Source organism: Actinomadura montaniterrae, from assembly GCF_008923365.1.
Taxonomy (GTDB): domain Bacteria; phylum Actinomycetota; class Actinomycetes; order Streptosporangiales; family Streptosporangiaceae; genus Spirillospora; species Spirillospora montaniterrae.
Genome location: NZ_WBMR01000345.1, coordinates 1 through 7,328, shown reverse-complemented (window position 1 = coordinate 7,328; position 7,328 = coordinate 1). Strand labels below are relative to the sequence as shown.

At 75.6% G+C, this 7,328-nt stretch carries 6 protein-coding genes; 2 read left to right on the top strand and 4 right to left on the bottom strand.

Annotated features, from left to right (window positions below):
- On the top strand, positions 1-1,272 hold a 1,272-nt coding region (locus F9B16_RS47880), incomplete at its 5' end, for an ABC transporter permease (RefSeq protein ID WP_151546921.1).
- A gap of 71 nt (positions 1,273-1,343) precedes the next feature.
- Here the strand turns inward: F9B16_RS47880 and F9B16_RS47875 are convergent.
- Both F9B16_RS47875 and F9B16_RS47870 read right to left on the bottom strand, forming a co-directional pair.
- Entirely contained in the window at positions 1,344-2,096 is a 753-nt protein-coding gene (locus F9B16_RS47875; RefSeq protein ID WP_151546920.1) for an SRPBCC family protein, read from the bottom strand.
- Positions 2,097-2,217: 121 nt separating this feature from the next.
- Entirely contained in the window at positions 2,218-2,874 is a 657-nt protein-coding gene (locus F9B16_RS47870; RefSeq protein ID WP_151546919.1) for a winged helix-turn-helix domain-containing protein, read from the bottom strand.
- 160 nt (positions 2,875-3,034) lie between these two features.
- On the opposite strand from F9B16_RS47870, the gene F9B16_RS47865 reads away from it, so the two are divergent.
- Complete coding sequence (locus F9B16_RS47865; protein ID WP_225992616.1) at positions 3,035-4,798, top strand: glycoside hydrolase family 15 protein; 1,764 nt, start codon at positions 3,035-3,037, stop codon at positions 4,796-4,798.
- Between the two features lie 34 nt (positions 4,799-4,832).
- Here the strand turns inward: F9B16_RS47865 and F9B16_RS47860 are convergent, their stop codons facing one another.
- Positions 4,833-6,509 carry an MFS transporter gene (locus F9B16_RS47860; protein WP_151546918.1) on the bottom strand — a complete coding sequence of 559 codons (1,677 nt, stop codon included), beginning with the start codon at positions 6,507-6,509 and terminating at the stop codon, positions 4,833-4,835.
- Positions 6,510-6,631: 122 nt separating this feature from the next.
- Positions 6,632-7,328 (bottom strand): FHA domain-containing protein (locus F9B16_RS47855; RefSeq protein WP_225992615.1); only part of this gene is annotated, 697 nt, incomplete at its 5' end.

Genomic DNA, 7,328 nt, shown 5'->3' with positions numbered 1-7,328 from the left:
GAGGCGATGCGCGGGAACGTCCCGTCCGCCGGAGGCCGCGGCGTCCTCGCCCGCCTGGGACGGCTCGGGCGGCTCGGCCGCGTCGGGCGCCTCGCCCGGCTCGGACGCGCCGTCCCCGCAGGCGCGTGGCTGGTGCTGCGCGGGCCGTCCCGCCAGTTCCGCCGCACCCTCTACACCATGACCGGCGTGATCGTCGCGCTCGTGCTCATCCTGGTCTCGTGGGGGATGCTCGACTCCTCCAAGGCGACGGTGTCGCGGCAGTTCGACCAGGTGCAGCGGCAGGACGCCGAACTGACCCTCGCCGCACCCGCCGGCCCCGGCGCGCTCGCGGCGCTGGCCGCCACCCCCGGCGTCCGCGCGGCCGAGCCGTCCGCGCAGGTCCAGGCCACCGTCACCGCCGGAGGGAAGGCGTACTCCACCGCGCTGGTCGGGTACCGTCCCGGCACCGCGATGCACCGGTTCCTCACGCCCGGCGGCGGCGCTCGCCCCCTCCCGGCGACCGGTGTGCTGCTCGGCGACGCGATGCGCGGACGCCTCGGCGTCGGCGCCGGCGACCGCGTCACCCTCCGGCTGCCCGGCGGCCGCACCGCCGCCGCGACCGTCGCCGGGTTCGTCGACGAACCGCTCGGCACCTACGCCTACGCCTCGCTCGCCCAGGTCGACGCCTGGGCGCCCGGCACCGCCGCCAGGCAGGGGAGCACCGCCGCCGGGCAGGGGAGCGGAGGGCGCCGCGACACCGCGCTCGTCCGGTTCGCGCCCGGCGCGGACCGCGCCGCCGTCGAGCACGCCCTGTCGGCCCGTCCCGGCGTCGTCGCCTACACCGACGCGCACGCGCTCAAGCACACCATGGACGGCTACATGAAGCTGTTCTACGTGTTCGTCGCCATCATGCTGGTCTTCGGCGGCCTGCTGGCCTTCACCGTGCTGTTCGCGACCCTGTCGGTGAACCTCGCCGAACGCGGCACCGAACTGGCCACCCTGCGCGCCTCCGGTGTCGGCCGCCGCCGCCTCGCGCGGCTCGTCACCACCGAGAACCTCCTGGTCGTCGCGGTGGGCGCCGTCCCCGGGCTGATCATCGGGCGGCTCGCCGCCGGCGCGTTCCTCAGCGCGTTCGACAGCGACCTGCTGGCCTTCCACGCCGACGTCCGGCCCGCCACGTTCGCCTGGTCGGCGCTGGCCGTCCTCGCGGTCGCGTTCCTCGCGCAGCGGCCCGGCCTGCGCGGCCTCGCCCGCCAGGACCTCGCCGCCCTCGTCCGGGAACGCTCCGGCTGACCCCGGCTCGCGGCATGACGGCGGCGGCGCGGGCGGGGGATCGTCCCCGCGCGCCGCCGCCGTGGTGCCGATCAGGCGTAGAGGCCGTCCAGCCAGCCCTGCCACGCCTTCCGCGTCGCCTCCTCGTCACCGGACGCGCCGGCGCCGAACCGGTGCAGCACGATCCCGACCGGCGCGTCCCACGCGTTGCGGCCGAAGAACCGGTACATCGCGTCGCCGGTGCGCAGGCCGAGGAAGTTCTCGTTGCGGAAGTCGACGACCGCGTCCACCTCGCCGGCGCCCGGCAGGTCCACCCGCACCCGGTCGCCCTCAGCCGCGCCGTCCGCCGCGGACGCGCCCAGCCCGAGCGCCCGGCCGACCGCCTCGAACGCGTCCTTCGCCGTCGACGCGGCCGGCCCCTGCACGTCGGTGTGCACCGCCGCGCGCCCCGCGAAATGGGTCACGTACTGCCGCAGCGTGTGCAGGTAGAAGTCGGTGTGCTTGCTCGCGCCGTCGTACTGGTCGTCCCAGTTCTCCACGAAGATCCCGCTGTGCACGTAGCGGACCCAGGACCGGCCGCCCTCGCGCGGCTCGATCAGGTGGTCGAGCTGGTTGAGCGCCTGCCCGACGGCCTTCAGGTCCTCGGGGGACTCGGACCGGGCGACCAGCCGGTGCGGCGGGTCCCACACGGTCAGGGTCGCGCCGAAGCCCGCCGAGCCGCCCTCGCGCGGCTCGTACTCCGTCGGCCACAGCCACCCGGCCGTGTTCACCGTGATCGCGTCCCAGATCGTCTCGGGCGTCGCGTCCGCCTCGAACTCGCGGACGATCTCGAATTCCTTCGCCATGGCGTGCTCCTCGTTCCGGCGCGCTGCCCGCGCGCCCGTTCCGTTCGTGTGCCGTTGTGGCCGGCCGTCGTGCCGCGCCGCCGTCCGGCGGCGGACGGCGGCGGACGGCGGCGGACGGCACTCAGGACTCCGCCGCGTCGCGGTCCTGCTCGATGCCGGGCGGCTCGCCCTGCTCCGCCCGGTCTCCGGTGCCCGGTTCGCCCTTGAGGGAGGGGTGCAGGGCGATGACGACGCGGTGCGCGCGGCCGCCCTCCGCCGACGCGTCGTGGTACTTGCGCACCAGCGCCCCGACGCCGGCGGTCAGCTCCTCGACGAACGCCGCCCGGTCGGCCGCGGAGGCGAACCGGACCTCGCCGTCCAGCGCGTAGGTGGCCAGCCGCTTGTTCGCCCGCTCCGCGCCGGTGATGAGCGCGCCCACGTCGCGGACCAGCCGCGCCGCCACCGCCAGCAGCCACCGCGCGGACAGCGCGTCGCGGTGCCGGGCCGGGTCGGGCTGCAGTCCCGGCAGCGCCAGCGGCGAGATCACGTAGGACGCCGCCGTGGCGCGCATCAGCCGCTCGGTCATGTTGCCCTTGCGGCGCTCCTCGACCAGCTCCACCAGCCCGTGCCGCTCCAGGGCCCGCAGGTGGTAGTTCACCTTCTGCCGCGGCAGCCCGACCCGCGCGGCCAGCGCCGCCGCCGACAGCGGCTCGGCCAGCTCGGCCAGCAGCCGCGCCCGCATCGGGTCCAGCGACGCGGCCGCCGCCCCGGGCTCCTCGATCACCGTCACGTCCAGCATGCGCCCATCATCGCTACCGACAGTATGAGTTGTCAAGACAAAAAAGTTTGTCGGTGACCGCCGCCTCCGCGGCCGGACGAATGATCACGGGGACCGGATCGTCGGCGCCTTCCTGGGTAATGACCCACCCGACGCAGGGCGGCACGCGGAAGGAGACACGGTGGGAGGCACGGGCGGACGGGACTCGCTGCCGAAGGCGCTGCGCGACTACGCGCTGGTCGCCGACGGGGAACGCGGCGTCCTGATCGGGCCGCAGGGCGAGTACGCCTGGATGTGCTTCCCCGCCTGGGACTCGCCCGCCGCGTTCGGCGGCCTGCTCGGCGGCCCCGGCGACTACGTCGTCCAGCCCGCCGCCGAACGGTGGGTGTGGGGCGGCTACTACGAGGACCGCGGCCTGATCTGGAACAGCCGCTGGGTGACCGGCGACGGCGGCATGGTCGAATGCCGCGAGGCCCTCGCCCGGCCCGCCGCCCGCGACCGCGCCGTCGTGCTGCGCCGCTGCCGGGCGGTGCGCGGCGCCGTCCGCGTCCGCGCCGTGCTGGACGTGCGCGCCGGCGACCGCCGCGAGCGGATGCGGGACCTGCACCACCACGGCGGCGAATGGACGGCCCGCAGCGGCGCCGCGCGGATCCGCTGGCGCGGCGGCGACGAGGCGGTGGTGCGGGAGAACGCCGACGGCGGGCCCGTCCTCGCCCTGACGTTCGACCTCGCCGAGGGCGAGTCCCGCGACCTGGTCCTGGAGGTCGCCGAAGGGGAGTCCGGCGGCGACCTGGACGCCGGCGCGCTGTGGGACGCCACCGAACGCGCCTGGCGCGACGACGTCCCGTCCTGCGAGGACACCATCGCGCCCCGCGACGCGCGCCTGGCCTACTCGGTGCTCACCGGGCTCACCAGCAGCGGCGGCGGGATGGTCGCCGCCGCGACCACCGCGCTGCCCGAACGCTCCGACGAGGGCCGCAACTTCGACTACCGCTACGCGTGGATCCGCGACCAGTGCTTCGCCGGGCGCGCCGTCGCCGTGCACGGCGGGCCGCCGCGGCTGCTGCGCACCGCCGCCGAGTTCGTCGCCGCGCGGGTCCTCGCCGACGGCGACCGCCTCAAGCCCGCCTACACCGTCGCCGGCGACGACATCCCCGACCAGCGCGAGAGCGACCTGCCCGGCTACCCCGGCGCCACCGCCGTCACCGGCAACCGCGCGAGCTCCCAGTTCCAGCTCGACGCGCTCGGCGAGGCGCTGCTGCTGCTCGCGGCGGTCGCCGAGCGGGAACCGCCCACCGCCGAGCTGACCGAGGCGGCCCGCGTCGCCGCGGGCGCCGTCGCCCGCCGCTGGACCGGGCCCGACGCCGGCATCTGGGAGACCCACGACGACCTGTGGACCCACTCGCGGCTCACCTGCGTCGCCGGCCTCCGCCGCGCCGCCCGGTACCTGGCCGGGCCGGCGGAGGCGGCCTCATGGAACGGCCTCGCCGACGCCGTCCTGGACGAGACCGCCCGCACCTCCCTCACGGCGTCCGGGCGCTGGAAGCGGGCCCCCGGCGACGAACGCGTCGACGCCGCGCTGCTCATCCCGCCGCTGCGCGGCGCCCTCCCGCACGACGACCCGCGCACCATCGCCACGCTGGAGGCGGTCCGCTCCGACCTCGTCCAGGAGGGCTTCGTCTACCGGTACCGCGTCGGCCGCGAGCCCCTCGGCGTCGCCGAGGGCGCCTTCAGCCTGTGCGGCTTCTTCCTCGCCCTCGCCGAGCACCGCCACGGCGAGACCGGCCGCGCCCTGCGCACCTTCGAGCGGACGCGGTCCGGCTGCGCCACCAGCGGCCTGTTCTCCGAGGAGTACGACGTCCAGCAGCGGCAGCTGCGCGGCAACATCCCGCAGGCGTTCGTCCACGCGCTGCTGCTGGAGTCCGCCGCCCGCCTCGACGCCTGAGCCCCAACCTGCGTGAGGCGTCAGGCGTGAGGCGTCAGGCGTCGGCGGGCTGGGCGGCGGGGGCACCGGCGCTCGCCGCGCGCTTCCGCGTCTCCACCCCGAACGCCGCGACGACCAGCACCGCGAGCAGCAGCGGGACGGCGCCGAGCAGAGCGGTCGTGTTGATGGACGGCACCGTCGCGCCCACCACCAGCACGATCGTCACGACGACCCCGCCGAGCTTGCCGACGCCCGCCGACAGGCCCGAGCCGCGCGAGCGGATCCGCGTGGGGTAGATCTCCGAGCTGTAGGCGGCGAGCACCGCGGCGATCGTGGCGGTCCCGACGATCGGCCCGGCCAGCAGCACGTACAGCCACGTCCGGTCGTGCGCGAGGGACTCGCCGGAGAACGAGAACGCCACCAGCGCCGCCGCGGTCAGCGCGGTCAGCACGATGATCGTCTTCTTGGCGCTCCACAGCCCGTACATCGCCGCCGCGACGAACACCAGCGGCAGCCCGAGCAGCGAGGAGTCGCGCAGCGCCGCGTCCGCCGACTTCTGCGCCAGGCCGAGCTTCTGCAGGTTCGACGGGATCCACAGCTGGAACCCGTAGGTGACCAGCCCGATGCCCAGCCCCAGCACCACCACCGCGATGCTGAGCCCGGCGAACGGGGGCCGGAACAGCGGCGTGAAGCCGCCGCCGTGCGCGGCCTCCCTGCGCTCCTCGGCGGGCGCCTCCGCACCGGACGCCGCCACAGCCGCCCCGGCCGCCCCGGCCGCCTCGGTCTCCGGGGTCGGCGCGACGTCCTCGACGGCGCCGTACCGGGTCATGATCGCGCGGGCCTCGTCCTCCCGGCCGTGGGCCAGCAGGAACCGCGGCGACTCGGGGATCCAGTGGTTCAGCGCGATCAGCAGCACCCCGGTAGGCATGCCCAGCAGCCACAGGATCCGCCACGAGTAGTGCGGCACCAGCGCCGACGACAACGAGCTCGTGATGGCGTAGGCGAGCGCCAGGTTCCCGCCGATCAGCACCATCACCCAGCCGCGGTGCCGCCCCGGGATCATCTCCGCCAGCAGCGAGAACGTGATCGGCAGCATCCCGCCGGCCGCGAGACCCATCAGCAGGCACATCGCGAGGTTCCACGAGAACGACGGCATGGCCCCGCACACCGCGGTGGTCACGAACATGACCCCGGCCAGCAGGATGGACGAGCGCCGCCCGATGCGGTCGCCGAGCCAGCCCCACAGGAACGAGCCCGCGACCGTCCCGGTCAGGCCGAACAGCGGCAGCAGCGCCACCGGCCAGTGCCCGCCGGGGTTCAGGGCCGACTTCAGCCCGTACTCCTTGCCCATCCCGGGCGCCACGAACGACAGCGTGATCGGCTTCATCGCGTCGATCGTCACCGCCGTCGTCATGACGATGACGAGGCCGATGTGCGCCCGCCGGAACGGCGCGTCGTGCGCCGCGCGGACGCGCACCTCCCCGTCGCGGCGGGACGCGGCGAGACCGCGCGGGATGAGCCCGTAGGCGGTCAGCGCCAGGCCGGCGACGATGAGCGCCATCCCGGTGATCATCGGGGCGTCCATCGACATCCCGCGCATCATGTAGTGCATGTCCGCCGAGTCGATGTACATCGGCAGGTGCAGGGCGACGCCCGCGACGCAGGCGATGAACCCGGTCCAGAAGGCGGGCGGATGGGCGAAGGTGATACCGCCCATGGGCCGTGTTCGCATCACTGTCCTTTCGAGGGGGGACGCGGCCGGCGCGCCGGCCGCGGTGGGAGCCGCCGTAGGGCCCGGAGGATGTGACGCGGCGCGCGCCCGTACGGTGCGCGTCCGGTTCCGGCCATCCTTAATCAGACCTTCCGGTTGGACTCGAAACGGAACGTCCGGGACAGCCCGACGCGGACGGTCGCCCCGGGCGCCAGCTCGGCCGGGGTGTCGGGCGGCAGCCGGACGAAGTCCGCGGCGCCGGGCGCGCGCACCGCCGTCCCGTTGGCCGAGCCGAGGTCGACCACGGTGACCCGCCACTCCTCCAGCCGGACGAGGACGTGCCGGCGGGAGATCGACTCCTCGGCGTCGGTCATCCGCAGCGGGTGCGCGCGGCCCTCGGCCACCTCCGGTGCCCGCTCGGGCCGCCGCCCGATGAGGTGGTCGTCCTCGAGCGGGACCGCCTGCCCGTCGTCGAGCAGCAGCACGCCGAGCGGTGGCCGCGGCCCGTGGAACGGCGACAGCGTGAGCTGCAGCATCGAGATCCCGCAGACCGCGCAGTAGTGCGCGCGCGGGTCGTTGAAGTGCTCGTTCTTGCAGTTGACGCCGAGCACCCGCGGCCCGCCCGGGCGCCGCTTCGGATGCTTGCGGATCAGGCTGACCGGCTCGCGCGGCGGCTCCTCGGCGCCCCCGGCGGGCATGCCGTCGACCGGCGTCGGCGGCAGCGGCACCCGCTCCGCCGTCGTCGGCCGCGCCGGCGCGACCGGCCTCGGTGCAGGCGGCGCGGGGGGTGCGGGCGGTGCGGGCGGCTCGGGGATCGGCAGGCCCGGGGGAGGAGCGGGC